Raw genomic sequence first — 25622 nt, forward strand, 5'->3', positions numbered from 1 at the left:
TAAGCATCACTAGCGATTAGTAAGAAAGGGATGCCAGTCAAATGTGCACCCCTAAAGCAACTAAACGCGAAACGGAGGTTTCATGCTTCAACATATTGTTAGTGATGTCGTAGTCCTGCTCTTAGTCAGCGCAATCCAGTCTGCAACTAAATGGGCTTATCAATATTGCAGGCGAATGATTTCAGGCACTTCTTCCTGATATAGACCTGCAATCATCAGTCCGATTGTTCACTGAGGTGTTTGTATTCAGAAAGCAATCCTGGGATTACTCTTAATACTTACCGCTTACGCTTGTTGATTAGCAATTATGTGCAAAAGTTAAATTTCCTTAATGTGGCTCCTACCCACACCGGGGAAAGCTCAGGGATGAGCATGACTGAGTTAAAACGATAAGTAGTCATAAATGATTTCACTCCTGTTGCCCTCGTAAGGGGGCAATTTTTCCCATTCCCTTCTTTGCATCTATCTCAGGCACTTATCCCTGACGTATTCCTGCAAATAGCCAAGCTGCTTTGTCACTGTAGCGATACTTCCTATAATAGCGTGCCCTTTATTTCAGCACGCATATTTGCTGTATGGAGGTAATGACGAAGTACTTTTCCTCAATACCAAGCGCTTTTGCCATGTCTGCCACATATTCAGCCAGATCAACATCAATGATGTCAGGATCGTCAGTGCTCATGAAGCGTGAGCCCTTCTGCATCAGTTGCCAGTCGCGTGTGTATGCTTCCCAGACAATGAAGAACGTCATAGTTGCCTCCGTAGTAATATCGGGAAATTATAGGAGACTACACAAACACTGGCAGTTCATGAGCTAACAGATTTACTGGCGAGGTAAGATTTTTCTTAATAGCCTTTAGTTACGCTTGTTGTTTGGGAATTGTGTGCAACAGTTAAATCTCCTCACTGTGGCTCCTACCCACTCAGAGGTAGCTCAAGGATGAGCTCGTCGAAGCAATGAGATTTGACCGTTCAAATCAAGCATGTATTTATTGCAGCCCTCACCTGGAGGGCTTTTTTTATGTTCAGGTAGCTCATCTCCATCCACACAATGCCCCCGGATGAAGCATATCCTGCGGCGTTCTTCATGCTTTAGTGCCCGAGAAAACCTTCCATAAATCAAATTGAAACGTAGATTCAATATAAGGTTGCGTTCAATTAAATGGTGTTTAAGAAAATAAACTACTGCCTCTACCCAAAAAGGGTTAAAGGACTATTATCAACTCACTTGTAATGAAGGGCATTTGCCCTCCCTTCCGAAGTGCTGGATTTCATTTCGGAGGGGACATTTTTTCAAGCCCACCCGCAACATTCTGTCTGCTCTCTTCAATCTGCCGGATGGCAGCGCGATCGATATTGCACTGCCCCACCAGCCCATATAACTGCGCACTGAGCTGAACGCTGTCGCCGAACGTCATTCCGTCCGGCGGCTCAGGTGCATCAATGCGGGAGGTCAGCTCTGCCGGCAGGCTGATTTGCGGCTGGCTTACTGTCCGGTACTCCACCAGCGGCTTTTGCTGCGGCGCGCAGCCGGTCAGCAGCATTGTCAGGCACGCGAGACTGGGCACACTTATCAGCTTCAAGGTATTGCTTGATTTCATTCTGTAGCTTCCGGTTCTGCTGTGCGGTTACAGCGCGCTGTTCAGTGACCTGAGACATTACCTGGTTCTGCTGCCTGACGGCGGTAACCAGTTCGCCCACGCTGGCGGCCAGGCCGTCATTTTTTGACCGCAGATCGTTAATCTGGTCGTCTTTGCTGTTCGCCAGCTTTTCCAGCCGCTCATTAGTGGCTGTTAACTGGGCGTTACGGGCATTCAGTCCCCACAGCGCAACGCAAATAAGGCCGATAACGATGATGTGCGAATAGTTCTTTATGAAGTTGATCGGGTTCATGTCAGAAACACCTCTCTTTCACGCTGGCGGCGCGGCAGGAGAATCTCCGGATCGTTACCGGAGCGTTTCCACATCAGGAAAGCATCGGCCGCACCGTGATATTCGTGGGCATTAAGCCGCTTAAGGACGGTGGAATCTTCAAAGGCATTTTTGCCGATATTGAATACCAGGCTGCATAGCGCGTCATACTGATTCTGGGTGAGCGGCACCTTAACGCTGGCGTTGATAGCTTTCTCAGCCCAGGCGATATCAGCCAGGAGCAACGCGGTTGATTTCTCTTTGCTGATTGAAAGCTCTGGAGTGATGGCCCGGCCATCCACCGGCCCGGTATGACCGACGCCGATCGTCAGAACGCCTTTGGTGTCGAGATACGCTTTCAGGCGTTCGCCTTCTTCGCGCTTAATCAGGGCGATACCATCAGGACTGATTTTCACTGTTATCTCCCGTTCTGCGGCTGATCCACCCGCGCAGCTTCTCGCTTATGTAGTCATTGCCGACATACCCGATGTACACCGCAAGAACCTGAGCGGCTGTATCGGGGACATTCCAGTTAAGAACGCCCCCGACCACCTGTAGCGTTGGCGCTGCGAAGAATGCCAGCGCGCTGCACGATACGGCGTCGAGAACACGCTTACTCCATGAGGACTGTGCATAGGCGCTGCGCAGTAGAGAAAACATGCCCGCCACACCTGCATATCCCCATTCTGTTTTGTGGCTGTATAGCCAGGCGATAAGACTTGCCCAGAAACCAGCGTCTTTGTCCGGCATACGTTTCATCTCCACCTCCGCCTTTGAGGGGTCGGTGCTGTGCGTGAGTAAAAGGGTCAGGCCATCGGGCTGCATTTAACGACAAAGCGATCTGGAGTTGATTGCCCGTGGCCTGATAATAAAAAAGCCTCGCCATAGCGAAGCTCTGAAAGGAGTTGCCAGAATACGTCTGGCAGCGCTACCCCCATCCTGATATTGTTAAATCGCCAAAAGTAACCACATCAAATATGAGGTAGACATGTCAAACATACTCGCTAGGGTTGAACTGCATGGTGCTGATGAAGAAGCTTATGAGTTGCTTCACAAGCATATGGCGGCACAGGGTTTTATAAGAGAAATTCCGCAAGGTGACGGCACATTTAATCAGCTACCCGATGCAACCTACATTTCAGACAGGAACGAAGACCTGGAAAGCGTGCGTAAAAGGATATCATTGTATGCAGACAGACTCGGGAAGACGAATGCGTCAGTATTTATCTGCGAGTTTAATAACTGCGCATGGTATCTGTTCGAGGCTGACGACTAAAGACTGCTGCTGCTTCCTGAACGACCAGTCTTATGGGAATCTGCTCCATCACCAATTTTGACTTTCTCATCACCCTGAGCGCTATCGTGGCGCTCCATTCCAATAAACGCGGCGGCCACGCAACGACCAAGATTTTCGCAATCGGACTGCCCAGAAGTAGCGCGCGCCACAATAAGCTGGCCCAGTGCGATTTGAGCCTGTGAACGAGATTCAGAAGACAATTCCATAAATTTCATGGTAGTTACCTTTTAGTTTTCGGTATGTGGTGGCGTGCGCCCATCTCACGCTCAACGGCGTCGCTAAACGCAACCATCCGTTATCGGCAGCATTTTTGATGCTATATGTTCTTTCACCACAATCTGGCAGCCCCGGAAGGAGTCGAACCTTCTTCACTCGGTTTTGGAGACCGGCGCTCGCCCGGCGTCGTGGCTAAATTTGGTGGGCCGTGAAGGATTCGAACCTGTCTACCCTTCCCTTATGAGGGGATCGCTCATACCAAATGAGCTTCCGGCCCTGAAATGCAAAAAACCCCGCCGAAGCGAGGTTTTGATGTTAAGCGGCGTTGCGTTGTTACGACTCTTAGCACGATACACAGCAAAATTCGTAACGAAAAGCGGATTATGCAGATTTCCTGAAAATAATCTTTCGGGTCCACTCATCCATCTCAAGCCGTACACCGGTCATGATGATGCAGGCGTCGATAAAGGTTTCCGCAATCATCAACTGCTGTCTGACCCTCCCTTCAGAACACTTACGCCAGCGAGCAATGGTTGATTTGGACACGTCATACATGTAGTGCAGCATCACCAGCTCCAGCTCGTCATGGCGATCTGTCTTCTTCAGCATGCCAACAGCAGTGTCGATAATGATCCCATCGTTGTCACTGCAAGAATTCCGGGAAGATTTACTTTCCTGTGGGAGTAAGCTTCTGAACATCGGGCTGGTCGGTGACCATCCGACCTGACTTCCCTCGCATGCTGCCCACGCACCCCAGCGTTCCAAAACCAGTTGAATATCACGCATTACGCCGCCCTCTCGTTTGTTGAAATTAAAATCTGCCCTGTCTCACCCCACTGCTTGGTTACCCTCACATCCCAGATATGTGCATCATCAGTAAACAGAGCATCCATGAGCGCCTTAATCATGTTGTCGACGTCCGGTTTTTGCTGGTGCGCCTGACCACTCATCGCAGCGCGTTTCTTCAGGCTCCAGCTGGCGGGCATGGGAATGACAAAAGTGATATGTCCTCCGGACTCCGGCATAACCAGTCCATGCAGGCGAACCTCATCGCAAAAGGCCCGGTAACGCAGAACCGCATCCCGCTTTTTCCATTTATCTGCGCGGGTCATGCGTGGCTTACCCATCGGAGTGATATTAAAAATCTTCATATGCCGGGTGGCTCCCTTTCGCATAGCGACGCGCCTGAGCCCTGACCGGCGGCGCAGACCGGGCTTTTGCCTCATCCTGATCGATCGGCAGGAAATGGCCGTTGAAGAACCGGCGGTATACAGTGCCCAGCTCACCGTTGCGCTGCTTGGTAATATTGATCTCGGCAATGTTTTTCGCCGGGGATTCGGGGTTATAAACCTCGTCACGGTAAAGCATCATGATCAGATCAGCGTCGGCCTCGATTTCACCGGAGTTTTTAAGGTCAGAGTTCATCGGGCGTTTATTGGGGCGCGATTCAACGCCGCGCGAAAGCTGGCTCAGGGCGATAACCGGTGTTTTGTTTGCTTTTGCCAGACGCTTCAGGCCTTTCGACACATCACCGACCGCGAGATCGTACCGGGCGGCGCTCTGAATTTTGATAAGTGCGAGGTAATCCACCACCACCAGCGCGATTTCAGGATGGGCAAGCTTCCAGCGGGTTGCTGTCTGGCAAATCTGCTCAACAGTCAGATCGTTAACGTCGACCATCCAGATGTTGCGGCCCGTCAGGTGGCCCACGCCGTTTGTAAGCCGTGCCCAGTCCTCATCTTCAAAGCGATCGGCGGCTTTCAGGCGGGAAACAGGCATACCGCCCGCCGCTGAAACCATGCGTTCGCCGATCTGAATGTTTGCCATTTCCATGCTGAAGAACAGCACACCATGCCCCTGCGCAGAGACCTTATCGATGATATCCAGCGCCAGCTCGGTTTTACCCATCGAAGGCCGCGCGGCGATAAACACCAGGTCAGTGATATCGATCCCGCCCGTTTTCGCGTCGAGGTCGTCGATACCGGTGAGCAGGCTGCGCCCCTCTTCCCTGCCCTCCATGCGCGCTTCCACGCGTGCCACCACCTCCGGAAGCAATTCATCAATGTGAACAGGGTTAACGGTGTCGGCGCTGACATCGATTAACGACATCACCTGCCTGGCGGATTCGAGGGCGGCAACCGCGGCATCACCTGTTTTTGCATCCCGGATCCCTGCAAGGGCTTCTGTCATGGCTTTTTCAGCGTCACGGACAGCGGCATTGCGTGTCAGCATGGACGCGTACGAGTTAAGTGCTGATTTAGCCCAGGCAATACTCGACGAGGCCATAATTGTGGCACTAAGATCCGGGAGAACCTCGCAGAGCAACAACGGGTCGATTACCCCGCTGCGCGCCTGGCGACAGATTCCCGCATAGATTTCCCGGTACTGATGCACAGAGAACACGCTCCCCGGCACGCGGGAGAGAATATCCAGCACTTCGGGATCGGCGCCGCGTAGGAAGATAGCGCCGATAACAGCACCTTCCAGATCGTCATTTCGCCAGACCTGACTCATGCTGCGGCCCCGCGGTTACTGCGGAAACTTTCCCAGCTGAAAGCCAGTTTGTTAATGCCCCCGTCCGTGACCCGGTCAACAATGCGTTCGCCGATAGTTTCCTTCAGCTGCTCAAATGTCAGGTTGCTGATAAGAATCGTCGGCAGAATGCTTTCGTACCGGGCGTTGATCACCTCCTGGAGGATGGTCATCTCTGTCGCGCTGCCGAACTGCACCCCAACCTCGTCGATGATGAGCAGGTCCAGGGTGGCAAAGTGCTCAATGACCTGCTCCTCACTGCTTTCGGCGTTGTGGCGCCAGGTGCTTTTCACCGCACGGATAAGACGCATGACATCGGTGATCTCCACCTTAGCGAGGTGATTGCGGATAATTTTCTTCACCAGCGAAACGGCTAAATGGTTTTTGCCGGTACCGCATGTGCCCGTCATGACAAGCCCGGTGCCCGCCTGCAGACGCTCTGGCCATGTGGCGGCATACCGCTGGCAGGCAGCCAGATTTTTCGCCGCAGCGTGGTTGATAGCCTGGTAATTGCCAAACTCACAGGCTTCGAAGCGGCGCGCAATGCCGGCATTGTCCAGCAGGTCGCACACGCGCAGTTCCCGCAGCGCGGCTTCTGTCTGGACAATCTGATCCCTGATGCACGCCGGGCAGGGCGAGTGAACGACGTTTTCAGCGCCACGCAGGGATTTTCCGGACAGCGCCAGGCTTTCATAATCCCCGTGGATGGCGCATAACGCTGTGGTAACCCCCCCCGCTTCCCAGCTGCCCCACCGCCATGGTTTTTTATGCTCCACGGCAAATTCGAGTTCTTCGGTCAATGCGTCGCGCTTAGCCAGCAGGCTGTCTTTTTCTTCGCGTTGTTTGATAGTCAGCATGTTGCTTCCCCTGAAATTACCAGTTGCAGTCTGAGTCGCCGTAGTTCTGTTCACTGAACCCGGAGACCGGCAGTGCATTGCGGTGACCACCTCCGTTTGTGGATGGTGCCTGCCATGACTCTTCGAAATGACGATCGGGACCGAAAAACGTTGCTGCCTGTTTAACGAACTGCGTCCCAGTGCTGCCAGTGGTTCGGACGTATGCCGCATAGCGCTCAACGCCTGCCAGCATGTCTGCCGGGCTTACGCCCTCTTTCAGGCGGGCTTTCCACGCCTTAAACGCCGAGGCTTTGGAATTACCACCAGCGCGTTTTGGATATGCCTGCCAGGCGGTTTCGAAATCAGGTGAATAATCCTGCTTACTAGTGCATGACGGCTCAGCGGCTTTAGCCGGTGCGCCAGAATGATTTAAATGTTCATTGACTGATTCTTTGACTGATTCAAAAGAGTGACTGATTCTGGGTGCAACTCCTGCACCACCCCCTGGTGAAACTGCTGCACCATGTGGTGAAACTGCTGCACCATGTGGTGAAACTGCTGCACCATGTGGTGAAACTGCTGCACCAGAAAAATTAATAGCGTAGAGATTGCTGGAATTTCCCTTCACTCCCGGGCGATGTTCTTTGTTCAGCAAGCCCATTTCGCAAAGAGCATCGATATGACTGATGACTGAGCGACGACTGATTTCGCACTGTTCAGCGATGTGACTGAAGCTGGGCCAGCACTCACCAAGATCACTCGCATTGTCCGCCAGTTTCAACAGAACAAGCTTGCGCAGTGGGTTGCCAACTTTAATCTTCATGGCCTTGACCATCAGATCCATGCTCATGTCACACCTCTGGAAACGGATGTGGGAAGAGAGTTGGCAGGTCAGGTCTCAGTTCATGCGGCTTCACCACTCCATTTACAGCAATGGAGACAGCCACGGCATGGACAGGAGACACCTTTTTGATCCCCCTAACCCACTTCCATACCGCGCCTTGTGTAACTCCAACCTTTTTGGCAAGCGAACTTTGTCCGCCAGCAACGTAAACAGCTTTCGCCATTGGGGAATCGAAAACCTCATCACTCATAACTCGGCCCTTAGTATTAATATTAAAGACATAAAATAATACCAAAGGAATAATTAATCAAGTAATACCCGCTTGCTATGGTTAATCCTGTAGTATTAAATATGAAAAAAAATCGGAGATTATGGGATGACTACACTTTCAGAAAGACTCAGGCTAGCAATGGCTAGCGCTAATTTTACACAGAGCCAGTTAGCCCACAGGGTTGGCGTCAGCCAAGGCGCAATACAAAAACTAACATCAGGAAAAGCTCAATCTAGTGGAAAAATTGTCGATATCGCTAAGGCATTGGATGTTGACCCTGTATGGCTGAGCACCGGAGAAGGAAAGATGGGACCAGCTAAAACACCAGAACAACGTTTGTATGGTGTCGATCCCTGGGATAAAAAAACTCCACTTGAGGAAGATGAAGTAGAGGTGCCTTACCTGAAGGATATTGAGTTCGCATGCGGAGATGGCAGTTGCATAAGTGACGACTACAACGGCAAGAAACTGAGATTCTCCAAAGCAACATTGCGAAAAGTAGGTGCCAATAGCGATGGTGACGGCGTTCTCTGCTTTGCAGCGCATGGGAATAGTATGGAGCCTGTAATTGCAGACGGCTCTACCGTAGCCATCAACTGCCATGATAAGCGTATTGTAGACGGTAAAATTTACGGCATAAATCAAGGCGGATGGAAACGGTTGAAGATTCTTTACAGGTCAGGACCAGAGAAAATCACTATCAGAAGTTACAACTCTGAAGAATACCCTGATGAAGAAGTGGACATGGACAGCCTGGAAGTTTTAGGAAGGCTTTTTTGGGTATCAACGATATTCTGATGTGAGATTGAAAACCACCTAGCCGGCCACTGCGCCGGCTTTTTTATTACTAAAATAACCCAAAATAACAAATACATAAGAAGAGTATTAATCTTTTTGTATTAATACCATTGACCTTTAATTAATACTTAAGTATTCTCATTTTATCGGCAAACAACGGAGCCATGAAATGATAACCTCACTAAAAACAAAGAAGTTTTATCAGCTCGTAGATATTGATGATTTTCGTTATAGCAATAATTGCTCAGATATCGATTATGGTGATTTAGCTTGTGACTGTGACACTAAAACAATTTCTATTCTGGAAGCCATAAATCATATTGGCCTGAGCATATTCGCGCTTGCAGAAGATGAGGGAGTGGATAAAGAAAAGATTGGAAAACTTTCCTGCATCATCGCTGATCTTGCAGAACTTGGAATTGCAACAAACAAAATATCACATTCAGCCTCATATCTTTCTGGTTTGAAGGACTGTGATCATGGCGCATGAAATGTCTTTAGAGCAAGTTAAAGAGAAGGCCCATCAAGCAGAAATTATTTGCCGCATGATGGAACTGTACCCAAACAAAATGGATTGCACTGAGATTGAAGCTGTAGCCTCTCTGCTTAGCAAGTTAACTGGCGACGTATGCTCCTGGCTCATAGAGGAGCAAGCTCTTAAAGATAAGAACTAAATAATATTTATTCAAATAATTTATTCCAGCTTAATAGCTGTGGAATCTCACAAACTTTTTATGGGGTTCATCATGAAAAATAAAGATGCTTTTAAGACAGCAAAAATGATGTGCGGCGCCGGCTATTGGGTTATCGCAAATTTATATTTAAATAAAGCATATGGGAGATAACAAATGACTCAGCAGCGTCAGAATATTATGAACGTTAAGGTTCAGGCAGAGCAACTTAATTTCCTTATGCAAACAATCCATGCTCACCATGAGCAGTTTGACTGCTTTCAACTTAATGCGCTTTTAGGTCTGGCTTACGATATTGCTGGCTCGGTTTTCGACTGGATAGAAAAAGAAGAGCAAATCGTTCTGGCGAACGATGAGGTAGAAAGGAAAGGTAAGGCGCATGGATAAATTAATTTCAACTTACCGCCGCCGGATATTAAAAGCGGCCCTGCTTCGCCACCAGCGCAAAACTGGTAGCACCTGCATTGTTATCAGTCTTCCTAAAGGCGGTATAGCAACGCTGGAGCTTACTGAAATTGTTCTGGATGGGCTTCTGGTTCGCTTCGAAAAGATCGCCCGGAAAGAGCATGGAAGCGTCGATGGCGATAAAGCTATCCGCGATTTGTACCGGAATGCAGTTGATGTGAATGGTCATGGCGAATATCTGACAGAAAGCGGAAAGCTGCTGGTTGATGAGCTTGTGGCTGAACTGGTCGAACATGCGAAGAAAACGGCATCCATCACGCAGGAGCATTCATGACACTTACTGCGATCCGAATCCCTGAATGGGTTCACGAAAGGGCTGTGCGTGTGCTGCGCCAGCACCGCACCGGGCGAATACACCCGCGCCGCATGCACAAGACAGGCTATTTGAGCCTGAATGTGAATCTCCGCTGGCGCCTGCTTTCCCGCGACGGTGGCCAGAACTGGGAAGTGATGAGCCACGAACGCTATTCAAAAATGAAGGACAGAAAATGACTGATAAACGCATCGCCAGCGCAATCGACCTGGCATTACAGAAACACGATACCCCGGCAGGTCCGTTGTTCGTGGCACGCCGTCACGGCCGCATCAAAAAGTGTTTCACCCGCGATACGGCGATCCGCTATCTGGCTTTCTTCATGACCACCTGGGCTTTCGAGCGCTCCGGCTTTCAGCAGCGTTACCCGCGAGTACGTATTGATCTTGACGATATGGAGGTCTGGCGTGACGGTGAGACAAAGCCAGAGTATCTGGCAGCCCACCAGCGCTGTGTACGCCGTCTGCGCCGCATTCTGGCCCATAAGCGTGGAATGGAAAAGTGGTGCCAGCAGTGGGATGCCATGCATGACCGATATGTTAAAGACGTTGAAGCCCTGCAGTCCAGTAAACCAGAAGGATTGCGCTAATAGCAAATGAGCAGGGAATTGAACTTAACGAGGCTGATCAACATGGTTATGAGAAGTGAGTTTGCACCGGTCTCAGCATCTGACCTGAGGAGTGTTAGGTAAAAATGAATACGATTTTTTTGCTAATGGCTGAGTTTGAAACAGCGTCGATCCCGCTTTCTGATGTGTGCGAAAAATATTTTGGTATGAAACCGGCAACTGCAGACAAAAAAGCGGCATTGGGGCAATTGCCTATCCCAACATTTCGGGCAGGTGAAAGCCAGAAAGCGCCACGGATGATTCACATTCAAGACCTTGCCGATTACATTGAGAAGCAAAGGGCGGCAGGGATTGAGGTTTTTAGACAAATGAACAATAAGTGAAGAAACCGGGCTTAGCCCGGTTTTTTTATACTATTTGAGCCTATTGTCGCATATTTAGTCATTCATCAGCACCCCAAGGGGACACCAAGACTATTTAAGCTGCTGATTTTTAACTTTTCATCCCCGACATTGTGTCGGGGATTTCGTTTTCGCCGTTATTTTTTCAGTTCGGCGAGGCTGAGCCAGGTCTGCACCACCGTATCGGGATTGAGCGAGAGGCTGTCGATCCCCTCATCCATCAACCACGCAGCAAAGTCCTCATGGTCAGACGGCCCCTGGCCGCAGATACCGACATATTTGCCCTGCTTTTTCGCCGCGCGGATCGCCATCGACAGCAGCGCTTTCACCGCCTCGTTACGCTCATCAAACAGCTCGGATACCACGCCGGAGTCGCGATCGAGACCGAGCGCCAGTTGAGTCATGTCGTTTGAACCGATGGAGAAGCCGTCAAAGTGCTCAAGGAACTGCTCAGCCAGCAGCGCATTCGACGGGATTTCGCACATCATAATGATCTTCAGCCCATTCTCGCCGCGCTTCAGTCCCTGGCGCGCCAGCTCGTCCACCACCGCTTTGGCCTGGTCAACGGTACGTACAAACGGGATCATGATCTCGACGTTGGTCAGCCCCATCTCGTTGCGCACGCGTTTTACCGCTTCACACTCCAGCGCAAAGCAGTCGCGGAAGCTCTCTGCCACATAGCGACCCGCGCCGCGGAAGCCGAGCATCGGGTTCTCTTCTTCCGGCTCGTAGCGCTCGCCACCCACCAGGTTGGCATATTCGTTCGATTTGAAGTCGGAGAGACGCACAATAACGCGCTTCGGCCAGAAGGCCGCACCGAGCGTCGCGATCCCCTCCGTCAGACGACCGATATAGAACTCAACCGGCGAATCGAAGCCCTTCATCATTTCGCGAATTTCGTTCTGCAGCTTCGGCTCCTGATCGTCAAACTCCAGCAGCGCCCGCGGGTGCACGCCAATCATGCGGTTAATAATAAACTCAAGACGCGCCAGCCCTACCCCCTCGTTTGGCAGGCAGGCAAAGTCAAAAGCGCGATCCGGGTTGCCGACGTTCATCATGATCTTCAGCGGCAGATCCGGCATGGTGTCAACGCTTGAGCTTTTAACGCTGAAGTCCAGCAGCTCGGCATAGACATAGCCGGTGTCGCCTTCGGCACAGGAGACCGTCACTTGTTCACCGGTTTTGATGCGATCGGTCGCATCGCCGCAGCCGACCACCGCAGGAATGCCGAGCTCGCGGGCGATAATCGCCGCATGGCAGGTGCGCCCGCCGCGGTTGGTGACAATCGCCGCCGCCTTTTTCATGATCGGCTCCCAGTCCGGGTCGGTCATGTCGGTTACCAGCACGTCGCCCGGCTCAATCAGATTCATCTCGCTGATATCGTGGATCACTTTGACCGTGCCCGCGCCGATGCGATGGCCGATTGCACGCCCTTCGGCGATGATTTTGCCCTGTGCATGCAGCGTGTAACGCTCCATCACCTGGCCGCGCGAACGCACGGTTTCCGGCCGCGCCTGCACGATAAAGAGCTTGCCGGTATGGCCATCTTTCGCCCATTCGATATCCATCGGGCGGCCATAATGTTTTTCAATCTGCACCGCCTGTTTCGCCAGCGCCTGCACTTCCTCATCGGTCAGGGAGAAGCGATCGCGCTCGGCCTGCGGCACATCTTCAATCTGTACCTGCTTGCCATGCTCCTGATTTGGCGCATAGACCATGCGAATTTTTTTCGAGCCCATCGTGCGGCGCACAATCGCCGGACGATCGTTGGCGAGGGTTGGCTTATGCACATAGAACTCGTCCGGGTTGACCGCGCCCTGTACAACCATCTCACCAAGCCCAAACGCGGAGGTGATAAATACCACCTGGTCGAAACCGGACTCGGTATCAATGGAGAACATCACGCCTGAGGAGGCGAGATCGGAACGCACCATGCGCTGGACGCCCGCCGAGAGCGCCACGCCGCGGTGATCGTAGCCCTGATGCACGCGATAGGAGATGGCGCGGTCATTAAAGAGCGAGGCGAAGACATGCTTGATTGCCACCAGCACGGCGTCGTAGCCCTGTACGTTAAGGAAAGTTTCTTGTTGACCGGCAAACGAGGCGTCCGGCATATCTTCTGCGGTGGCAGAGGAGCGCACGGCAAAAGAGGCCTGCGCGTCATCGGCGGAAAGTTGGGCGTAAGCTTCATGTACCGCCTGCTCCAGCGCAGGCGGGAATGGCGTGTCCACAATCCACTGACGGATCTGTGTCCCGGCTTTTGCCAGTTCGGAGACGTCGTCGATGTCGGTTTTATCGAGCAGTTGATAAATACGCTGATTTAAACCGCTCTGTTCGAGGAACTGATTAAACGCGTCGGCGGTGGTCGCAAATCCATTCGGTACGGAGACACCCATACCGGACAGATTAGTAATCATTTCACCCAGGGAGGCATTTTTGCCTCCAACTCTGTCTACATCATTCATGCCGAGTTGGTCATACCAAAGCACCAGCGGTGACGAGCCATTGTTGGACATCGAGACAATCCTTTTGTGATATATGAAGAGGTACATAACGTCTTACAGCGTTTTTTATCCTGGCATAATAAATTGCGTTGAAAAAACGGTGAATCGTGTAAGCAATTACGCTTACCGGTTTTTCGGACAGATACCCATCAATAAATGGCGACCAGGTTAATTCTCATCGCCCATTACTTGTCAGCACTTAAAGTGAACTGTGCAGTTCATTAAAAATAAAAACGGCATTTCATTTTAAAATGAGATAAAGGTTATACGCAGTGAAGAGCTTTTTAATTTAAGCTTTCAGATAATTGCGCATCACATTCAGGATGGGATTAATGGACAACGCAGTCGATCGTCATGTGTTTTATATTTCCGATGGAACCGCTATCACCGCTGAAGTATTAGGCCATGCGGTGATGTCGCAATTTCCGGTCGCCGTCAGCAGCATCACCCTGCCTTTCGTTGAAAACGAGAGCCGCGCCCGCGCGGTCAAGGAGCAGATAGATGCGCTCTATCAGCAAACCGGCAATCGCCCGCTGGTCTTTTACTCCATTGTGTTGCCGGAAATACGCGCCATTATTTTGCAAAGCGAGGGCTTTTGTCAGGATATCGTGCAGGCGCTGGTGGCCCCGCTGCAGCAGGAATTAAAACTCGACCCGACGCCAATTGCCCATCGTACGCACGGCCTGACGCCGGGGAATTTGACCAAGTATGACGCCCGCATTGCCGCTATCGATTACACGCTGGCGCACGATGATGGTATTTCATTGCGTAATCTCGATCAGGCGCAGGTGATTCTGCTCGGTGTATCCCGCTGCGGTAAAACACCCACCAGCCTCTATCTGGCGATGCAGTTTGGTATTCGTGCCGCTAACTATCCCTTTATTGCTGATGATATGGATAACCTCGGGCTGCCTGCCGCACTCAAGCCGCTGCAGCATAAGCTTTTTGGTCTGACCATTAACCCTGAACGCCTTGCTGCCATTCGCGAAGAGCGCCGGGAGAACAGCCGCTATGCGTCGTTACGCCAGTGCCGCATGGAGGTCGCCGAGGTGGAAGCGCTTTACCGCCGCCATCAAATCCCCTGCCTTAACAGCACCAACTACTCCGTGGAGGAGATCGCCACCAAGATGCTCGATATGATGGGATTAAGCCGCCGCATGTACTAATAAGCTAGTACACGAATGCATTCTGCGCTATCATGCTTCTCACTGATGTGTTGCGCCCCGTAGCAGGCTTGTTTTCAGCCGCGATTGGTTTATGGTGAGCGCATCACTTCCGGCACCTTTGCCGCTGAAGCCCTAATTTCGAGATCTTTGATGAACAAAACAGATGAACTTCGCACCGCGCGTATCGATAGCCTGGTGACGCCTGCAGCGCTGGCACAGCGCTACCCTGTCAGCCCGGAAGTCGCCGCAAATGTCACTGCCGCGCGGCGGCGTATCGAAAAAATCCTTAACGGTGAAGATCACCGCCTGCTGGTGGTTATCGGCCCCTGCTCTATTCACGATCTGGATGCGGCGATGGAGTACGCCCGCCGTCTGCAAGCCCTGCGCCTGCAGCACGAGGCGCACCTCGAGATCGTGATGCGCACCTATTTTGAAAAACCGCGCACGGTCGTCGGCTGGAAGGGGTTAATCTCCGATCCCGATCTTAACGGCAGCTATCGCGTGAACCACGGGATCGAACTGGCACGCAGGCTGCTGTTGCAGGTCAACGAGCTGGGTGTGCCAACCGCCACCGAGTTTCTTGATATGGTGACCGGACAATTTATCGCCGATCTGATTAGCTGGGGTGCCATTGGCGCACGCACCACCGAAAGCCAGATCCACCGCGAAATGGCCTCGGCACTCTCCTGCCCGGTAGGCTTTAAAAACGGCACCGATGGCAATACCCGTATCGCTGTCGATGCGATCCGCGCCTCTCGCGCCAGCCATATGTTCCTGTCACCGGATAAAGATGGCCAGATGACCGTCTACCAGACCAGCGGGAACCCGTGGGGTCATATCATTATGCGCGGCGGCAAACAGCCGAACTTTTACCCGCAGGATATCGCCAACGCCTGCGACACACTGCGCGAGTTCGATCTGCCGGAACAGCTGGTGGTCGACTTCAGCCACGGTAACTGTCAGAAGCAGCATCGCCGCCAGCTTGAGGTGTGTGATGAGATCTGTGCGCAAATTCGCAATGGTTCAACGGCCATTGCCGGCGTCATGGCGGAGAGTTTCCTCAAGGAGGGGACGCAAAAGATCGTTGCCGGGCAGCCGCTGATCTATGGTCAATCGATTACCGACCCGTGCCTCGGCTGGGATGACAGCGTTCTGTTGCTGGAGAAGCTGGCCGCGGCCGTCGCGACGCGCGGTTAAATTCAGCTAATCCTGGCAGCGATAAAGGGTGGCCTACCAAATTTAGGGGGATCGGCGCGATCCCCCTGCAAGCTGCTTGCCTCGCCGCGCAGTTTATTGACAATGATTCTCATTGTTGATTTATCTTTAAGCGCGACTTTGACTATGGATAGCCCCGCCACGCCCACCAGCCCGCACGAAAAACCCAATCATATTCATGAAAGCGACAGGCTTATCACCAGCCAGGCGCTGCTCGGTGAACAGCGCCGTATTGTGATTGAGCATAACGGCCAGCGCTATTTGCTGCGCGAAACCCATGCCGGAAAGCTGATCCTCACCAAATAAGCTAGCTGGAGCAGCTCACCTCCAGCCGTTTGCCCCAGTCCGGCGGACGGCGGGCGTAGTCATCGCTGCGATCGCTAAAGGGCTGGCGCAGGATCTCATGCAGCCTTTCAAGCTCTGCCATGTCGCCCTGTTCCGCCGCATCGATGGCGCGCTGCGCCAGCCAGTTGCGCAACACGACCGCCGGGTTAATGCCCTGCATCTGCTGTTGACGTTGCGCATCGTCAATCCCTTCCTGCTGGAGACGCTGACGGTAGGTGGCGAACCAGCTATCAAACGCGCCGCGATCGATAAACTCATCGCGCAGCGGCGAGGCCGCGCTCTGCTGTTCGGTGTGGCTTAGCATGCGGAAGGTGCGCGTGTAGTCACTCCCTTCGCGCGCCATGAGTGCAAACAGCGTGTTGAGGATCTCGTTATCCCCCTCCTGCGGTACAAACAGGCCGAGCTTGCTGCGCATCAGGCTGCCATACTCCGTCAGCAACGCGGCTTGATACGTCTCCAGCGCCGCATTCAAATCATCGACGGCAATAAACGGCGACAGGGACTGCGCCAGGCGTTGCAGGTTCCACTGCGCGACCACCGGCTGATTTTCAAAACTGTAGCGCCCCTGGTAATCAGAGTGGTTACAGATAAACGCCGGGTTGTAGTCGTCGAGAAAACCATAGGGACCATAATCCATCGTCAAACCGAGGATCGACATATTGTCGGTGTTCATCACACCATGGGCAAAACCGACTGCCTGCCAGCGGGCAATCATGATAGCCGTACGCCGCACCACATCGCGGAACCAGGCGACGTAGCGGTCGGGCTCCTCCTGCAGGTGCGGCCAGTGATGGCGAAGGACGAAATCGGTCAGCTCGCGCACTTTCTCAGGCTGACGACGATAGTAGAAGTGTTCGAAATGACCGAAACGGACATGGCTTTCTGCAATGCGCATCAGCATCGCCCCCTGCTCGCGGGTCTCGCGCATCACCGGCGTGTCGCTGGTGACAATGGTTAACGCACGGGTTGTTGGAATGCCAAGATAGTGCATCGCTTCGGAAGCCAGGCTTTCGCGGATAGTCGAGCGCAGCACCGCGCGGCCATCGCCCATGCGCGAGTATGGCGTCAGCCCGGCCCCTTTCAGGTGCCAGTCGCGGGTAGAGCCATCCGCCAGCTGCTGTTCACCGAGCAGAATGCCGCGTCCGTCACCCAGTTGCCCGGCCCAGACACCAAACTGATGCCCGCTATAGACCTGCGCCAGCGGCGACATGCCGGGCAGCAGCGTTTCGCCGCCCCAGACACCGGCGCCGGATTCAGGGTGAAAGAGCGCCTCGGGTACACCGAGGGTTTCTGCCAGCGGGGCGTTGCGCCAGATAAGGCGCGCATTGCTGAGCGGAGTGGGCGTTAACGCGGTGTAGTAATCTGGCAGTTCATCACGCCAGCGAGTGGTAAAAGTCAGGGTCATAGATCCTCCAGCCTTTTAGTGTAGTTCCTAACGCGGTGTTTAAACACCGGACAACACAAGGGCTATGGGTGGATCAGTGAAGTCAGCTGCGCGGCGGTAACCGCTGGCCAGAGTGCGCCTTGCATAGCGCTGAACTGAAATGCGCTGGCGCGCTTGAGCGACGCCTCATCATCAATGCCGGCAATCATCACTGCGTCGCAATAGGGTTTAACCTGTGAAATGATGGCGCGCATAAAGGGTTCGAAGGCAAGTGTGGATAAACGCTGATGAATAAAGTTCTTATCCAGCATGACCCGTTTAAACAGCCCGTCAAATACTGCTTTGGTTGAGGCATTGCCAACGCCGAAATTCCATAACACCAGCGGATATTGTTTCGCCAACAGAGACAGGAGTTTGTGCTCTTTTCCACTATTCAGATCTGGATAATTCTCATTGATGGCCAATTCGAGGCACGGGAATTTTCCGACCTGCGCCGCCAGAGTCTCATCTGTCAGTAATTGCTCGGTTATTTCCGGCGAAATATTAATCCAGGCAGTCAGGTGATGCTGAATTAAAAAGAGCTGGCAGGCTTCAATTAGGGCGAGTTGTTCGCAAAACAGCGTCACTTTTTCAGCGTTTGTCAGGCGCGGCAAAACCAGCTCTGTCGGGGCGCGGACGGTACTGTCCTCTCCAACAAAGTTAACGATAATTTCGACACCCTGAAGCACGCCGTTACCGTTTCTTGCCGGCAGTAATAAAAGCTCAGAGCGATAGCTGTAATCGAGTGAAACTATCATTTTGCCAGCCCCGCATTATGGGTTAAATCCGGCGATAACGAACCTGTTTGACGATATTCCATATTTACTGATTTTAATGAGATTGGCTTCATTTTTTTCCCGTTCTATTTTTTTACCCTCCCCTCCGTTGTTATTCGTTTGCTCCCGCATTCTCCTGCCCCTTGGCGGTGAGTTGCGACAAGCATAATTAAACTTTAAAAAATGAATTAGTGGAAACGTCCTGGTTTATATGAAAATTTTCCGCTGGCACAAACAAAAAAGGGAGGCCTGCATTGCGCGCGCTCCCTTTTTTCCTTTACCTGTCGAGGCAAAATCAGATACGCCGTGCCTGCCAGAAATTTTTGCGCCAGTAGACGTTATCCAGCGAAGAGCGCATCACACCCCGGCTGGTTGAGGCGTGAATAAAGGCGTTATCGGTGTCGTAAATGCCGACATGCAGCCCGCTCTCGCCAGAGCCGGTTTTGAAAAAGACCAGATCACCTGGCAACAGATCCTCTTTATCGATTTCGGTGCCGAGCTTCGCCTGTTGACGCGTTTCACGCGGCAGCTGCAACGCAAATTTATCGCGGAACGTCATCATCACGAAGCCCGAGCAATCAACGCCTGAACGCGCCATGCCGCCATAGCGATAGGGTGTCCCGCGCCATTCGCTCAGCTGATCGTTCAGATTGGCAATCACCGTAATCGAGTCCGACAACCTTGGGTTCGGCGGAGGGGCGCGGTGAGAACTACATCCTGCAAGGAAAAGCGCCGCCGCCAGTAAAAACCAGATACGCATTCTGCAATACGCCTCGTTATCTCTTTTTATCGGATTAATCTACAGTGGGAGCGCGAGCTGTGGCAAGTCACCATTGCGTTACACGGCCGGGATCAGCATTCGATGGCCTTCCACCTCAACCTGCTGGAAAGCCATACCGTAGGCGTCGGCCAGATGCGCAGGCGTCATCACCTCTGCTTTTGCGCCGCTCATAACTAACCTTCCGCCACGCAATAGCCAGACGCAATGGGCCTGGCGCAATGTATGGTTCAGATCGTGGCTGCTCATCACCACCGTAATGCCTGCGCTCACCAGTTCACCAAGCACCCCATCCAGCGCCGCCTGCTGTGCCACATCAAGGCTGTTCATCGGCTCATCCAGCAGCAACAGCTGCCCGCGATCGTTACCCTGCGGGTGGATCTGCAAAATCACCGCTGCCAGGCGCACCCGTTGCCACTCACCGCCGGAGAGCTGGTGGGTTGACCGCGCCAGTTTATCCTGCAGGCCAAGCTGACCGGCAACGTGGGTCAGCAGGGTATGCTGGCTTTTATCAGGCTGATGCAACGACAGGTAGTGCCACACCGGCATGGCAAACGGCGCACTCTGCTGTTGGGCCAGGTAAGCACGATGTCGGGCCAGCACCGTCGCCGACCACTGCTCCAGCGGTTGGCCGCTAAGCGTAATATTTCCCGGCCCGCCGGAAAGCCCGGCGATACGCGCTAGCAGCGTGCTCTTGCCTGCCCCGTTAGGTCCGGCAAGATGCACCATCTGCCCGTGGGACAGCGACACGCTCATCGGCTCCAGCCTGCCCGGCTCAGCAACGTCCTGTAGTTGCATCAGCATCGACATTACTTCGATACGGCCTGCTTAATGGCGTTGACCAGCAGCGGGTTGTCCGGCGTCATATCGGGCGAAAAGCGTTGGATCACCTGGCCGTCGCGGCCAATCAGGAACTTTTCGAAGTTCCACAAAATATCACCCGGCGCTTGCGGTGCACGACCTTTGCTTACCATGCGCGCATAAAATTCGCTGTCCGCAGGCGCCAGTGCAGTGGGCGCGGCAGTAATCAGTTTTTCAAAGAGAGGATGGCGGGCGTCGCCATTGACGTCGATCTTGCTGAACAGCGGAAAGGTAACGCCATAGGTGGTGCTACAGAAGGTTTTGATCTCCTCTTCCGAGCCCGGCTCCTGCCCAAGGAACTGGTTGCACGGGAAGCCCAGCACGCTAAAACCCTCCCCTTCCCACTCTTTTTGCAGATTTTCCAGCTGTTCGTACTGCGGCGTCAGGCCACATTTTGACGCGACGTTAACCACTAAAAGCACTTTGCCGCGCCAGGCGCTGAGTGAGCTCTTTTCGCCATCAATGGTGGTCACTTCGGTATCCAGAATATCCTGTTGCATAACATCCCCTTAATGAATGTGATGGTGGCCGGACTTAATGCCCGGCCCTCAATAATAGCCAGATAAAGACCGGCGCACCTAGTGTCGATGTTACTACGCCTATCGGCAGCTCTGCCGCGCTGAGTGCGAGGCGTGCAACGATATCGGCAAAAAGTAACGCGACCGCCCCCGCCAGCGCGCAGCCCGGAAGGAGAACGCGATGATCGCTTAAGCCACATAAGCGCAAAATATGCGGGATGACCAGGCCGATAAAGCCGATAGCTCCGGCTAGCGCGACGCTGACGCCGACCATCCAGCCGGTGGCGGCCACCAGCAGATTACGCCATAACCAGAGCGGTAGCCCCAACTGACGGGCGGAAATCTCTCCCAGCGCTAACACATTCAGTGCGCTGGATTGCAGGCAGATCCACACCATCGCCGGCAGCAGGGCCGCCATAAGCCAGCCCTGCTGCCAGTCGATGCCGCTAAAGCCGCCCATCATCCAGTACATCAACTGGCGTAAATCAAGCGAGGTGGAGAGATAGACCGCCCAGGTCATTATAGCGGTGCAGATGATGCCGAGCGCCACACCGGCCAGCAGTAGGCGGCTGGTAGAGAGATGGCGGCGCGCAAAGCGCAGCAGAATAAGCGTTACCGTCAGCGCGCCGGCAATGGCGCAGAGACTAAGCGCCCAGCCGGGCATCATGCCGCCGCCGAGAAAGATCGCCGCAATCAGCCCGACACCCGCGCCGCTTGAAACGCCAAGCAGCCCAGGCTCCGCCAGCGGGTTTTCAAACAATGCCTGCATGGTAGCGCCGCACAGCGCCAGCGCGGCACCGACCAGCAGCACGGCAAGCGTGCGCGGTAAGCGTATCTGCCAGACAAAAAGCTCACCTTCCGCGGTGAACCAGCGATTAGGAGCTATCCACTGCTCCCCTGCGCAAAGACTTAAGGTCAGCGCAAGCAGTAAGAGCAGCGCCATCGCGCCGAGCCAGCGGCGATTGCGTTGCTGTTGAAGATGGGCGTATGCCAGCATGGTTTCACATTTACTCATCAGCCAAGGTGACTGATTCTAAGAGGGAGAGCGAAGGCTGAAAAGAAAAAAGGCCGCGAGGCGGCCTTTTTGGTTAATGCAAAAATCATTCAGCTTTGGGCGAAGCGTTTTCAACGCGGCTCTTTAACTTCTGGCCGGGTCTGAAGGTCACCACGCGCCGTGCTGTAATGGGAATATCTTCGCCGGTTTTTGGGTTACGGCCCGGACGTTGATTTTTGTCACGCAAATCAAAGTTGCCGAAGCCGGAGAGTTTGACCTGCTCACCATTTTCCAGAGCACGACGGATCTCTTCGAAAAACAGCTCTACCAGCTCTTTTGCGTCCCGTTTGCTAAGCCCAAGCTTATCAAACAGATATTCTGACATTTCAGCTTTTGTAAGCGCCATAGGTTCAATCCCTCAATGATGCCTGGAATCGCTCTTTTAATGCCTCTACACATCTGGCAACGGTAGCGGCAATCTCCTCTTCTTCGAGTGTACGGCCGGTATCCTGAAGGATCAGACTGATGGCAAGGCTTTTCGACCCTTCCACGACGCCCTTACCGCGGTACACGTCAAACAAGTTTACGCCAACTACCTGATTTGCGCCAACTTTCTTACATTCAGCCAAAACATCTGCTGCGGGTACATTTTCATTGACCACAACAGCGATGTCGCGGCGGTTCGCCGGGAAGCGAGAAATCTCCTGAGCCTGAGGCACGGCGCGGTCTGCAAGGGCATTCCACTCCAGCTCAAACACCAGTGTGCGGCCGTTGAGATCAAGCTTACGTTCCAGCTCCGGATGCACCACACCGATAAAGCCAATGCGCTTATCTTTCAGATAAATCGCGGCAGATTGACCCGGATGCAGCGCCGGATTGGTCTCAGCGCGGAACTCAATAGCCTCTAACTTGCCGGTCAAATCCAGCACAGACTCCAGATCGCCTTTCAGATCGAAGAAGTCAACGCTGCTTTTCGCCAGGTCCCAGTGCTCCTCATAACGGTTACCGCAGATGGCGCCCGCCAGCATCACGTCCTGACGGATGCCGAGGTTCGCCTGGGTATCCGGTACGAAACGCAGACCGGTTTCGAAAATGCGCACACGGCTCTGCTGACGGTTCTGATTATAGACAATCGTGCCTAACAGACCTGTCCACAGAGAAAGACGCATTACCGACATCTCGCTGGAGATCGGGCTTGGCAGCACCAGCGCCTCTTCGCCTGGGTGGATCAACTGCTGCAGTTTCGGGTCAACGAAACTGTAGGTGATCACTTCCTGATAGCCTTTGTCGTTAAGCATAGTTTTCACTCGCTTAAGGGACAAGTTGGCTTCGCGATGCTCGCCCATCACCAGACCGGCCTGCACCGGCTCGTCAGGAATATTGTTGTAACCGTAGACACGGGCAACCTCTTCCACCAGGTCCTCTTCGATCTCCATATCGAAACGCCAGCTCGGCGCCACTGCCAGCCACTCATCCTGGCCTGCGGTCACTTCGCAGCCAAGACGGGTCAGAATATCGCTCACCTGCTCATCGGCGATGTGATGACCAATCAGACGGTCCAGCTTGCTGCGACGCAGACGGATCGTAGCGCGTTTCGGTAGCGACGCTTCATCAGTAACGTCAATGACCGGACCCGCTTCACCGCCGCAAATATCAAGCAGCAGACGCGTGGCACGCTCCATCGCTTTATACTGCAGCTGCGGATCGACGCCGCGCTCATAGCGGTGAGAAGCATCGGTGTGCAGACCGTGACGACGCGCGCGACCGGTAATAGAGAGCGGATTGAAGAACGCGCACTCCAGCAGAACGTTTTGCGTTTCGCTATTCACACCGGAATGCTCACCGCCGAAGATCCCCCCCATCGCCAGCGCGCTGTTCTGATCTGCAATCACCAGCGTGTCACTGCTCAGCTTCGCTTCGTTGCCGTCGAGCAGCACCAGCGTTTCGCCCTCTTTCGCCATGCGCACCACAATGCCGCCTTCAAGGCGATCGCTGTCGAAAGCATGCATCGGCTGGCCGAGCTCAAGCAGAACGTAGTTGGTGACATCCACAACGGCATCGATTGAGCGAATGCCGCAACGACGCAGCTTCTCTTTCATCCACAGCGGCGTCGGGGCGCTGACGTTGATACCTTTGACCAGACGGCCCAGGTAGCGCGGGCAGGCCTCTTTCGCTTCGACGACGATTGGCAGCGTATCGTTAATGGTGGCCGCCACCGGCGCGATTTCCGGCTCGCTCAGCGGGAATTTGTTCAGCACCGCCACGTCGCGGGCAACACCGATAATACCCAGACAATCGGCGCGGTTTGGCGTAACGCTGATTTCGATGGTGTTGTCGTCAAGCTTCAGGTACTCACGAATATCGGTGCCGATCGGTGCATCTGCCGGCAGTTCAATGATGCCGTTGTGATCGTCGGAAATACCCAGCTCAGAGAAGGAGCAGAGCATCCCTTCAGAGGGTTCGCCGCGCAATTTTGCCGCTTTGATTTTGAAATCGCCCGGCAGAACCGCACCGACGGTCGCCACGGCCACTTTCAGCCCGAGACGGCAGTTTGGCGCGCCGCAGACGATATCCAACAGGCGATCGCCGCCCACGTTCACTTTTGTTACGCGCAGTTTGTCGGCGTTCGGGTGCTGGGCGCACTCCATTACTTCACCAACCACCACGCCATGAAACGCGCCGGCGACCGGTTCAACGCCGTCTACTTCCAGCCCGGCCATGGTGATCTGTCCGGAGAGCGCTTCGCTATCAATCGCTGGGTTCACCCATTCGCGTAACCACAGTTCACTGAATTTCATTGTTTCGCCTGCCCTTATTTAAACTGTTTGAGGAAACGCAAATCGTTTTCGAAGAATGCGCGCAAATCTGTCACACCGTAGCGCAGCATGGTGAGACGCTCCATCCCCATGCCAAACGCGAAGCCGGAGTAAATTTCCGGGTCGATGCCAACGTTACGCAGCACATTCGGGTGAACCATGCCGCAGCCCAGCACTTCCAGCCATTTACCGTTTTTACCCATCACATCCACTTCGGCGGAGGGTTCGGTGAACGGGAAGTAGGAGGGGCGGAAGCGAATTTGCAGATCCTCTTCAAAGAAGTTACGCAGGAAGTCGTGCAGCGTCCCTTTCAGATTGGTAAAGCTGATATTTTTATCAACGATCAACCCTTCCATCTGGTGGAACATCGGGGTGTGGGTCTGATCGTAATCGTTACGATAGACGCGGCCCGGGGCAATAATGCGGATCGGTGGCTGCTGGTGTTCCATGGTGCGGATCTGCACGCCAGAAGTCTGGGTGCGCAGCAGACGCGTGGCGTCGAACCAGAAGGTGTCGTGATCGGCACGCGCCGGGTGATGACCCGGAATGTTCAGCGCGTCAAAGTTGTGGTAATCGTCTTCGATCTCTGGCCCGGTGGCGACGGTAAAGCCCAGCTCGCCAAAAAAGTTCTCGATACGATCGATAGTACGGGTCACCGGATGCAGACCGCCATTTTCAATACGACGCCCCGGCAGAGAGACATCGATGGTCTCCGCGGCAAGGCGGGCATTCAGCGCGGCACTCTCAAGATCGTTTTTACGTGCGTTCAGCGCTTGCTGAACCTGCTCTTTCGCTTCATTGATTACCGCTCCGGCAGCCGGGCGCTCTTCTGGCGGCAGCTCACGCAGGGTGGTCATCTGAAGGGTCAGATGCCCTTTCTTACCCAAATATTCGACGCGTACGTTGTCCAGCGCGGCGACATCTGAGGCATCGTTAATGGCTGCCTTCGCACTGGCAACCAGCTCTGCGAGATGTGACATGGTTTTCCTCGTTATATGACGATATTTACACGCGGCAGATACAAAAAAAGCCTCCACAAGGGAGGCTTTCTGGCGCTGTTTTCCGTTTCTTCTTTCACGCGC

At 53.5% G+C, this 25622-nt stretch carries 33 protein-coding genes, 1 tRNA gene and 1 other annotated feature (1 of these 35 cut by a window edge); of the genes, 12 read left to right on the forward strand and 22 right to left on the reverse strand.

Annotated features, from left to right (window positions below; genetic code table 11):
• Positions 1-550: 550 nt before the first annotated feature.
• The 4 genes from PU683_RS14960 to PU683_RS14975 form a co-directional block, all read right to left on the reverse strand.
• Complete coding sequence (locus PU683_RS14960) at positions 551-751, reverse strand: hypothetical protein (protein ID WP_277172834.1); 201 nt, start codon at positions 749-751, stop codon at positions 551-553.
• A 520-nt stretch (positions 752-1271) separates the two neighbouring features.
• The gene (gene lysC / locus PU683_RS14965; protein WP_277172836.1) at positions 1272-1568 is read right to left on the reverse strand and encodes an Rz1-like lysis system protein LysC; all 297 of its coding nucleotides are present in this window, start codon (positions 1566-1568) and stop codon (positions 1272-1274) included.
• 321 nt (positions 1569-1889) lie between these two features.
• Positions 1890-2327: a lysozyme gene (locus tag PU683_RS14970; RefSeq protein ID WP_277172838.1), complete on the reverse strand. Its 438-nt coding sequence runs from the start codon at positions 2325-2327 to the stop codon at positions 1890-1892.
• Complete coding sequence (locus PU683_RS14975) at positions 2311-2670, reverse strand: phage holin, lambda family (RefSeq protein WP_277172840.1); 360 nt, start codon at positions 2668-2670, stop codon at positions 2311-2313. The genes PU683_RS14970 and PU683_RS14975 overlap by 17 nt, the downstream gene beginning before the upstream one ends.
• 229 nt (positions 2671-2899) lie before the next feature.
• Here PU683_RS14975 and PU683_RS14980 point away from each other — a divergent pair, with 229 nt between their 5' ends.
• Positions 2900-3187 (forward strand): hypothetical protein, encoded by a 288-nt coding sequence (locus tag PU683_RS14980; RefSeq protein ID WP_277172842.1) that lies wholly within the window; start codon positions 2900-2902, stop codon positions 3185-3187.
• On the opposite strand, the gene PU683_RS14985 is transcribed toward PU683_RS14980, so the two are convergent.
• The 8 genes from PU683_RS14985 to PU683_RS15020 all read right to left on the reverse strand — a co-directional run bounded on the left by PU683_RS14985 (position 3184) and on the right by PU683_RS15020 (position 7886).
• A complete protein-coding gene (locus PU683_RS14985) occupies positions 3184-3423 on the reverse strand; it encodes a hypothetical protein (protein ID WP_277172844.1) in 240 nt (79 codons plus the stop codon). The two genes, PU683_RS14980 and PU683_RS14985, sit on opposite strands and share 4 nt — an antisense overlap.
• Before the next feature lie 124 nt (positions 3424-3547).
• A tRNA-Trp gene (locus PU683_RS14990) sits at positions 3548-3618 on the reverse strand.
• A gap of 187 nt (positions 3619-3805) precedes the next feature.
• The gene (locus tag PU683_RS14995) at positions 3806-4210 is read right to left on the reverse strand and encodes an antiterminator Q family protein (protein WP_277172846.1); all 405 of its coding nucleotides are present in this window, start codon (positions 4208-4210) and stop codon (positions 3806-3808) included.
• A complete protein-coding gene (locus tag PU683_RS15000) occupies positions 4210-4575 on the reverse strand; it encodes a RusA family crossover junction endodeoxyribonuclease (RefSeq protein WP_277172848.1) in 366 nt (121 codons plus the stop codon). The genes PU683_RS14995 and PU683_RS15000 overlap by 1 nt, the downstream gene beginning before the upstream one ends.
• The gene (locus PU683_RS15005) at positions 4562-5938 is read right to left on the reverse strand and encodes a replicative DNA helicase (protein ID WP_277172850.1); all 1377 of its coding nucleotides are present in this window, start codon (positions 5936-5938) and stop codon (positions 4562-4564) included. The genes PU683_RS15000 and PU683_RS15005 overlap by 14 nt, the downstream gene beginning before the upstream one ends.
• A complete protein-coding gene (locus PU683_RS15010) occupies positions 5935-6813 on the reverse strand; it encodes an ATP-binding protein (RefSeq protein WP_277172852.1) in 879 nt (292 codons plus the stop codon). The genes PU683_RS15005 and PU683_RS15010 overlap by 4 nt, the downstream gene beginning before the upstream one ends.
• A gap of 16 nt (positions 6814-6829) precedes the next feature.
• A complete protein-coding gene (locus PU683_RS15015) occupies positions 6830-7642 on the reverse strand; it encodes a helix-turn-helix domain-containing protein (protein WP_277172855.1) in 813 nt (270 codons plus the stop codon).
• A gap of 1 nt (position 7643) precedes the next feature.
• Positions 7644-7886 carry a transcriptional regulator gene (locus PU683_RS15020; RefSeq protein ID WP_277172857.1) on the reverse strand — a complete coding sequence of 81 codons (243 nt, stop codon included), beginning with the start codon at positions 7884-7886 and terminating at the stop codon, positions 7644-7646.
• Positions 7887-8012: 126 nt separating this feature from the next.
• Here PU683_RS15020 and PU683_RS15025 point away from each other — a divergent pair, with 126 nt between their 5' ends.
• From PU683_RS15025 to PU683_RS15060, 8 genes are all read left to right on the forward strand, one after another.
• Positions 8013-8705: an XRE family transcriptional regulator gene (locus tag PU683_RS15025; RefSeq protein ID WP_277172859.1), complete on the forward strand. Its 693-nt coding sequence runs from the start codon at positions 8013-8015 to the stop codon at positions 8703-8705.
• Between the two features lie 169 nt (positions 8706-8874).
• Positions 8875-9195: a hypothetical protein gene (locus PU683_RS15030; RefSeq protein ID WP_277172861.1), complete on the forward strand. Its 321-nt coding sequence runs from the start codon at positions 8875-8877 to the stop codon at positions 9193-9195.
• Positions 9185-9379: a hypothetical protein gene (locus PU683_RS15035; protein WP_277172863.1), complete on the forward strand. Its 195-nt coding sequence runs from the start codon at positions 9185-9187 to the stop codon at positions 9377-9379. Before PU683_RS15030 ends, PU683_RS15035 begins: the two co-directional genes overlap by 11 nt.
• A 174-nt stretch (positions 9380-9553) precedes the next feature.
• Positions 9554-9784 (forward strand): hypothetical protein, encoded by a 231-nt coding sequence (locus PU683_RS15040; RefSeq protein ID WP_277172865.1) that lies wholly within the window; start codon positions 9554-9556, stop codon positions 9782-9784.
• On the forward strand, positions 9777-10136 hold the full coding sequence (locus PU683_RS15045; protein ID WP_277172867.1) for a hypothetical protein: 360 nt from the start codon (positions 9777-9779) through the stop codon (positions 10134-10136). Before PU683_RS15040 ends, PU683_RS15045 begins: the two co-directional genes overlap by 8 nt.
• The gene (locus PU683_RS15050; RefSeq protein WP_277172869.1) at positions 10133-10354 is read left to right on the forward strand and encodes a ParE family toxin-like protein; all 222 of its coding nucleotides are present in this window, start codon (positions 10133-10135) and stop codon (positions 10352-10354) included. Before PU683_RS15045 ends, PU683_RS15050 begins: the two co-directional genes overlap by 4 nt.
• A complete protein-coding gene (locus tag PU683_RS15055; protein WP_277172871.1) occupies positions 10351-10764 on the forward strand; it encodes a hypothetical protein in 414 nt (137 codons plus the stop codon). Before PU683_RS15050 ends, PU683_RS15055 begins: the two co-directional genes overlap by 4 nt.
• Before the next feature lie 104 nt (positions 10765-10868).
• A complete protein-coding gene (locus PU683_RS15060; protein WP_277172873.1) occupies positions 10869-11126 on the forward strand; it encodes a pyocin activator PrtN family protein in 258 nt (85 codons plus the stop codon).
• Positions 11127-11281: 155 nt separating this feature from the next.
• Here PU683_RS15060 and ppsA read toward each other — a convergent pair whose 3' ends face one another.
• Entirely contained in the window at positions 11282-13660 is a 2379-nt protein-coding gene (ppsA, locus tag PU683_RS15065; protein ID WP_277172875.1) for a phosphoenolpyruvate synthase, read from the reverse strand.
• 320 nt (positions 13661-13980) lie between these two features.
• On the opposite strand from ppsA, the gene ppsR reads away from it, so the two are divergent.
• The 3 genes from ppsR to hemP all read left to right on the forward strand — a co-directional run bounded on the left by ppsR (position 13981) and on the right by hemP (position 16335).
• Positions 13981-14814: a posphoenolpyruvate synthetase regulatory kinase/phosphorylase PpsR gene (gene ppsR, locus PU683_RS15070; RefSeq protein WP_277172877.1), complete on the forward strand. Its 834-nt coding sequence runs from the start codon at positions 13981-13983 to the stop codon at positions 14812-14814.
• Between the two features lie 150 nt (positions 14815-14964).
• Positions 14965-16011, forward strand: coding sequence for a 3-deoxy-7-phosphoheptulonate synthase AroH (gene aroH / locus PU683_RS15075; protein WP_277172879.1), 1047 nt, complete (start codon positions 14965-14967; stop codon positions 16009-16011).
• Positions 16012-16113: 102 nt separating this feature from the next.
• Complete coding sequence (hemP, locus tag PU683_RS15080; protein WP_277172881.1) at positions 16114-16335, forward strand: hemin uptake protein HemP; 222 nt, start codon at positions 16114-16116, stop codon at positions 16333-16335.
• A 1-nt stretch (position 16336) separates the two neighbouring features.
• Here the strand turns inward: hemP and selO are convergent, their stop codons facing one another.
• The 9 genes from selO to pheS form a co-directional block, all read right to left on the reverse strand.
• Positions 16337-17779 (reverse strand): protein adenylyltransferase SelO, encoded by a 1443-nt coding sequence (gene selO, locus PU683_RS15085; RefSeq protein WP_277172883.1) that lies wholly within the window; start codon positions 17777-17779, stop codon positions 16337-16339.
• Positions 17780-17841: 62 nt separating this feature from the next.
• Positions 17842-18555: an EAL domain-containing protein gene (locus PU683_RS15090; protein WP_277172885.1), complete on the reverse strand. Its 714-nt coding sequence runs from the start codon at positions 18553-18555 to the stop codon at positions 17842-17844.
• 313 nt (positions 18556-18868) lie between these two features.
• A complete protein-coding gene (locus PU683_RS15095; RefSeq protein ID WP_042715841.1) occupies positions 18869-19333 on the reverse strand; it encodes a C40 family peptidase in 465 nt (154 codons plus the stop codon).
• Positions 19334-19411: 78 nt separating this feature from the next.
• Positions 19412-20161, reverse strand: a complete 750-nt coding sequence (gene btuD / locus PU683_RS15100; RefSeq protein WP_277172888.1) for a vitamin B12 ABC transporter ATP-binding protein BtuD — start codon at positions 20159-20161, stop codon at positions 19412-19414.
• Positions 20161-20712, reverse strand: coding sequence for a glutathione peroxidase (locus PU683_RS15105; protein WP_277172890.1), 552 nt, complete (start codon positions 20710-20712; stop codon positions 20161-20163). Before PU683_RS15105 ends, btuD begins: the two co-directional genes overlap by 1 nt.
• Positions 20713-20746: 34 nt before the next feature.
• Positions 20747-21727, reverse strand: a complete 981-nt coding sequence (gene btuC / locus PU683_RS15110) for a vitamin B12 ABC transporter permease BtuC (RefSeq protein WP_277174301.1) — start codon at positions 21725-21727, stop codon at positions 20747-20749.
• 103 nt (positions 21728-21830) lie between these two features.
• The gene (gene ihfA, locus PU683_RS15115; protein WP_006820203.1) at positions 21831-22130 is read right to left on the reverse strand and encodes an integration host factor subunit alpha; all 300 of its coding nucleotides are present in this window, start codon (positions 22128-22130) and stop codon (positions 21831-21833) included.
• Positions 22131-22134: 4 nt separating this feature from the next.
• The gene (gene pheT / locus PU683_RS15120; RefSeq protein ID WP_277172894.1) at positions 22135-24522 is read right to left on the reverse strand and encodes a phenylalanine--tRNA ligase subunit beta; all 2388 of its coding nucleotides are present in this window, start codon (positions 24520-24522) and stop codon (positions 22135-22137) included.
• A gap of 14 nt (positions 24523-24536) precedes the next feature.
• A complete protein-coding gene (gene pheS, locus PU683_RS15125) occupies positions 24537-25520 on the reverse strand; it encodes a phenylalanine--tRNA ligase subunit alpha (protein ID WP_277172896.1) in 984 nt (327 codons plus the stop codon).
• A gap of 40 nt (positions 25521-25560) precedes the next feature.
• Positions 25561-25622: a sequence feature (Phe leader region), on the reverse strand; it runs 63 nt beyond the window's last position.

The organism is Candidatus Kosakonia sp. 282A-S69 (genome assembly GCF_029433855.1).
Lineage (GTDB): Bacteria > Pseudomonadota > Gammaproteobacteria > Enterobacterales > Enterobacteriaceae > Kosakonia > Kosakonia cowanii_A.

What these genes read in the sequence shown, in the direction of transcription:
- PU683_RS15095 (WP_042715841.1), bottom strand. Translation starts at nt 19,333, where the DNA reads ATGCGTATCTGGTTTTTACTGGCGGCGGCGCTTTTCCTTGCAGGATGT.
- PU683_RS15035 (WP_277172863.1), top strand. Translation starts at nt 9,185, where the DNA reads ATGGCGCATGAAATGTCTTTAGAGCAAGTTAAAGAGAAGGCCCATCAA.
- ppsR (WP_277172877.1), top strand. Translation starts at nt 13,981, where the DNA reads ATGGACAACGCAGTCGATCGTCATGTGTTTTATATTTCCGATGGAACC.
- PU683_RS15005 (WP_277172850.1), bottom strand. Translation starts at nt 5,938, where the DNA reads ATGAGTCAGGTCTGGCGAAATGACGATCTGGAAGGTGCTGTTATCGGC.
- PU683_RS14980 (WP_277172842.1), top strand. Translation starts at nt 2,900, where the DNA reads ATGTCAAACATACTCGCTAGGGTTGAACTGCATGGTGCTGATGAAGAA.
- PU683_RS14995 (WP_277172846.1), bottom strand. Translation starts at nt 4,210, where the DNA reads ATGCGTGATATTCAACTGGTTTTGGAACGCTGGGGTGCGTGGGCAGCA.
- PU683_RS15055 (WP_277172871.1), top strand. Translation starts at nt 10,351, where the DNA reads ATGACTGATAAACGCATCGCCAGCGCAATCGACCTGGCATTACAGAAA.
- btuD (WP_277172888.1), bottom strand. Translation starts at nt 20,161, where the DNA reads ATGTCGATGCTGATGCAACTACAGGACGTTGCTGAGCCGGGCAGGCTG.
- PU683_RS15025 (WP_277172859.1), top strand. Translation starts at nt 8,013, where the DNA reads ATGACTACACTTTCAGAAAGACTCAGGCTAGCAATGGCTAGCGCTAAT.
- PU683_RS15015 (WP_277172855.1), bottom strand. Translation starts at nt 7,642, where the DNA reads ATGAGCATGGATCTGATGGTCAAGGCCATGAAGATTAAAGTTGGCAAC.
- pheT (WP_277172894.1), bottom strand. Translation starts at nt 24,522, where the DNA reads ATGAAATTCAGTGAACTGTGGTTACGCGAATGGGTGAACCCAGCGATT.
- hemP (WP_277172881.1), top strand. Translation starts at nt 16,114, where the DNA reads ATGATTCTCATTGTTGATTTATCTTTAAGCGCGACTTTGACTATGGAT.
- PU683_RS15050 (WP_277172869.1), top strand. Translation starts at nt 10,133, where the DNA reads ATGACACTTACTGCGATCCGAATCCCTGAATGGGTTCACGAAAGGGCT.
- PU683_RS14985 (WP_277172844.1), bottom strand. Translation starts at nt 3,423, where the DNA reads ATGAAATTTATGGAATTGTCTTCTGAATCTCGTTCACAGGCTCAAATC.
- PU683_RS15060 (WP_277172873.1), top strand. Translation starts at nt 10,869, where the DNA reads ATGAATACGATTTTTTTGCTAATGGCTGAGTTTGAAACAGCGTCGATC.
- btuC (WP_277174301.1), bottom strand. Translation starts at nt 21,727, where the DNA reads ATGCTGGCATACGCCCATCTTCAACAGCAACGCAATCGCCGCTGGCTC.
- PU683_RS14960 (WP_277172834.1), bottom strand. Translation starts at nt 751, where the DNA reads ATGACGTTCTTCATTGTCTGGGAAGCATACACACGCGACTGGCAACTG.
- ppsA (WP_277172875.1), bottom strand. Translation starts at nt 13,660, where the DNA reads ATGTCCAACAATGGCTCGTCACCGCTGGTGCTTTGGTATGACCAACTC.
- PU683_RS15040 (WP_277172865.1), top strand. Translation starts at nt 9,554, where the DNA reads ATGACTCAGCAGCGTCAGAATATTATGAACGTTAAGGTTCAGGCAGAG.
- aroH (WP_277172879.1), top strand. Translation starts at nt 14,965, where the DNA reads ATGAACAAAACAGATGAACTTCGCACCGCGCGTATCGATAGCCTGGTG.
- PU683_RS15000 (WP_277172848.1), bottom strand. Translation starts at nt 4,575, where the DNA reads ATGAAGATTTTTAATATCACTCCGATGGGTAAGCCACGCATGACCCGC.
- PU683_RS15090 (WP_277172885.1), bottom strand. Translation starts at nt 18,555, where the DNA reads ATGATAGTTTCACTCGATTACAGCTATCGCTCTGAGCTTTTATTACTG.
- ihfA (WP_006820203.1), bottom strand. Translation starts at nt 22,130, where the DNA reads ATGGCGCTTACAAAAGCTGAAATGTCAGAATATCTGTTTGATAAGCTT.
- PU683_RS15020 (WP_277172857.1), bottom strand. Translation starts at nt 7,886, where the DNA reads ATGAGTGATGAGGTTTTCGATTCCCCAATGGCGAAAGCTGTTTACGTT.
- PU683_RS15105 (WP_277172890.1), bottom strand. Translation starts at nt 20,712, where the DNA reads ATGCAACAGGATATTCTGGATACCGAAGTGACCACCATTGATGGCGAA.
- pheS (WP_277172896.1), bottom strand. Translation starts at nt 25,520, where the DNA reads ATGTCACATCTCGCAGAGCTGGTTGCCAGTGCGAAGGCAGCCATTAAC.
- PU683_RS15045 (WP_277172867.1), top strand. Translation starts at nt 9,777, where the DNA reads ATGGATAAATTAATTTCAACTTACCGCCGCCGGATATTAAAAGCGGCC.
- selO (WP_277172883.1), bottom strand. Translation starts at nt 17,779, where the DNA reads ATGACCCTGACTTTTACCACTCGCTGGCGTGATGAACTGCCAGATTAC.
- PU683_RS15030 (WP_277172861.1), top strand. Translation starts at nt 8,875, where the DNA reads ATGATAACCTCACTAAAAACAAAGAAGTTTTATCAGCTCGTAGATATT.
- PU683_RS14975 (WP_277172840.1), bottom strand. Translation starts at nt 2,670, where the DNA reads ATGAAACGTATGCCGGACAAAGACGCTGGTTTCTGGGCAAGTCTTATC.
- PU683_RS15010 (WP_277172852.1), bottom strand. Translation starts at nt 6,813, where the DNA reads ATGCTGACTATCAAACAACGCGAAGAAAAAGACAGCCTGCTGGCTAAG.